Raw genomic sequence first — 2,568 nt, forward strand, 5'->3', positions numbered from 1 at the left:
AGCCGATGCTCGGCGACGAGACGCGCCAGATATGCGCAATCGACCCGGCGCGCCACATCATGGCGGGCCGGTATGGATGGAAAGGCGCGGGTGTCGTCGTTGAAACCGACGGTGTTGTAGAAACCGGCCGTTTCGGTGGTCATCTCACGGAACCGGCGCATCCCTTCGGGGCTGTCGTGGAACCACCAGGCCGGCCCGAGCTTCAATGCCGGGTAGACGCCGGCGAGCGGCGCCAGCTCGCGCGCATAGCTGGTCTCGTCGAGGGTGAAGAGGATGATGGTGAGGTCGCGCTCCAGCCCGACACAGTCGAGCAGCGGCTTCAGCGCCGTCACATAATCGGTCCGCGTCGGAATATCGAAGCCTTTGTCCCTGCCGAACTTGTGAAAGATAGCCGGCGAATGATTGCGCCAGGAGCCGGGATGGATCTGCAGGACCAGCCCGTCGTCGCGGCTCATCTTGGCCATCTCGGTCAGCATCTGGGCGCGAAACAGCTTTCGCTCGCGCTCGTCGTCCGAGCCTCGGCGGATGCGGTTGAACAACTCCTGCGCGGCGGCGTCCGAGAGATTGGCGGTTTCGGCCGTTGGATGGCCGTGATCGGAGGACGTCGCACCGAAACTTTTGAAGAAGGCCCGCCGCTGGCGATGTGCATCGAGATAGCCGGCCCAGTTGCCGGTGTCGCAGCCGGTGATTTCTCCGAGCCGGTCGAGATTGGCCGAGAACCCTTCGAAATCGGGATCGACGACCGCGTCTGGCCGATAGGCGGTGACGACGCGGCCCTCCCAGCCGCTGTCGCGGATCATCTGGTGCCATCTGAGATCGTCGAGCGCGCCTTCGGTCGTCGCGATGACCTCAATGTTGAAGCGCTCGAACAGCGCTCGCGGGCGAAAATTCTCCCACTGCAGCAAGGTCGCGATCGTGTCGTAATGACGGTCGGCGGTTGCGGCCGTCAGCGGCTCGTCGATGCCGAACAGATGGGCAAGAACATGGCCGAACCACAGCCGGGTCGGCGTGCCGCGGAACAGGTAATAATGCTCGGCGAAGCGCCGCCAGATCGTCCTGCCGTCGGTCTCCACCGGCGAGCCGTCAAGCGTCGGCACGCCAAGCTCCTCAAGCCGAACGCCCTGGCTGAACAGCATGCGGAAAATGTAGTGGTCCGGCACGATCAGCAACTGCGCCGGATCGGGAAACGCCTCGTTGAGCGCATACCAGCGCGGGTCGGTGTGGCCGTGCGGGCTGACGATCGGCAGGTCCTTGACCGCGGCATAGAGATCGCGGGCCAGCGAAAGCTGGCGCCCCTCGGCGGCAAACAGCAAATCCGGATCCGTCAATGCGGCCACGTAAATCCTCCAATCCGGACATCGGTAGGGTTGGAAAGAAATAATGTCAACATACAAAAACTGGGTTGTTGTATGATGACTTTTCGACGGCTATTGCCCATTGTGCGTGACGGCATCGGGTGTTACGCCGCCTGCCAGCAGTGACCCAACACTCTCGATCAGACACGTGGCGCAATGACCAATAGACGCCTTTCCCACAGCACGCTGAAGGCACTGCCGGCTTCGGTCGCGGTTCCGCGCTACGACCGCGGCGGCGTCGCACCGGGCATCGTCCATCTCGGCGTCGGTGCGTTCCATCGCGCCCACCAGGCGGCCTATGTCGACGACTGCCTGGCGGCGGGAGAGGCGGACTGGGGCATTGTCGGCGTGTCCTTGCGCAGTCCAGACACGCGCGACGCACTGGCGCCGCAGGATGGCCTCTACACGCTGGCGATCAGGAGCAGCGTCGGCGAAGAGCTACGCGTCGTCGGTTCGATCCTGTCGCTGCTGGTGGCGCCGGAAGATCCGGCTGCCGTGCTCGCCGCCCTGACCGATCAGCGCACCCGCATCGTCACGCTGACGATCACCGAAAAGGCTTATCTGAGAGCAGCCGGCGGCGGTCTGGACACCACCCATCCGGACATCGTCCATGATTTGGCTAACCGGCAAATGCCACGGACGGCGCATGGTTTCCTGACCGAAGCGCTGTCGCGCCGCCGTGCCGCCGGCATCCAGCCTTTCACCGTGCTCTGCTGCGACAACCTTCCGGCCAATGGCGCCACGCTGCACCGCCTGCTGGTCGAATTCGCCGCACTGCGCGATTCCAGGCTCGCCCCTTCAGGCGATGCCAGGCTCGCCGCACACATCGCCGACGGCGTCGCGTTCCCGTCGAGCATGGTCGACCGCATCGTGCCGGCGACCACCGATGCCGACCGGGCGCGTATCGCCGTCGAGCTCGGCGTCGAGGATGCCTGGCCGGTGATGACCGAGCCGTTCTGCCAATGGGTGGTCGAGGACGATTTCCCGGCAGGCAGGCCGGCCTGGGAAAAGTTCGGCGTCACCATGGTCGGCGACGTCAGGCCCTTCGAGGACATGAAGCTGCGGCTGCTCAATGGTTCGCATTCGGCAATCGCCTATCTCGGCCTGCTCAGCGGCTACGACACGGTGGATCGCGCCTTTGCCGACCCGGCGATCCGGCAATTCGTCGACGGACTATGGGCCGAGGCCATCCCGACACTGCCGCAGGACGCGG

At 64.8% G+C, this 2,568-nt stretch carries 2 protein-coding genes; one reads left to right on the forward strand and one right to left on the reverse strand.

Features of this window, described 5'->3' with window-relative positions; translation table 11 throughout:
• Positions 1–1,337: glucuronate isomerase (gene uxaC, locus E5W70_RS08475; RefSeq protein ID WP_292656441.1), on the reverse strand; the 1,337-nt coding region annotated here is incomplete at its 3' end.
• A gap of 174 nt (positions 1,338–1,511) precedes the next feature.
• On the opposite strand from uxaC, the gene E5W70_RS08480 reads away from it, so the two are divergent.
• Positions 1,512–2,568: mannitol dehydrogenase family protein (locus tag E5W70_RS08480; protein ID WP_292656444.1), on the forward strand; the 1,057-nt coding region annotated here is incomplete at its 3' end.

This window comes from Mesorhizobium sp., assembly GCF_005063415.1.
In the GTDB taxonomy this organism is placed as follows: domain Bacteria; phylum Pseudomonadota; class Alphaproteobacteria; order Rhizobiales; family Rhizobiaceae; genus Mesorhizobium.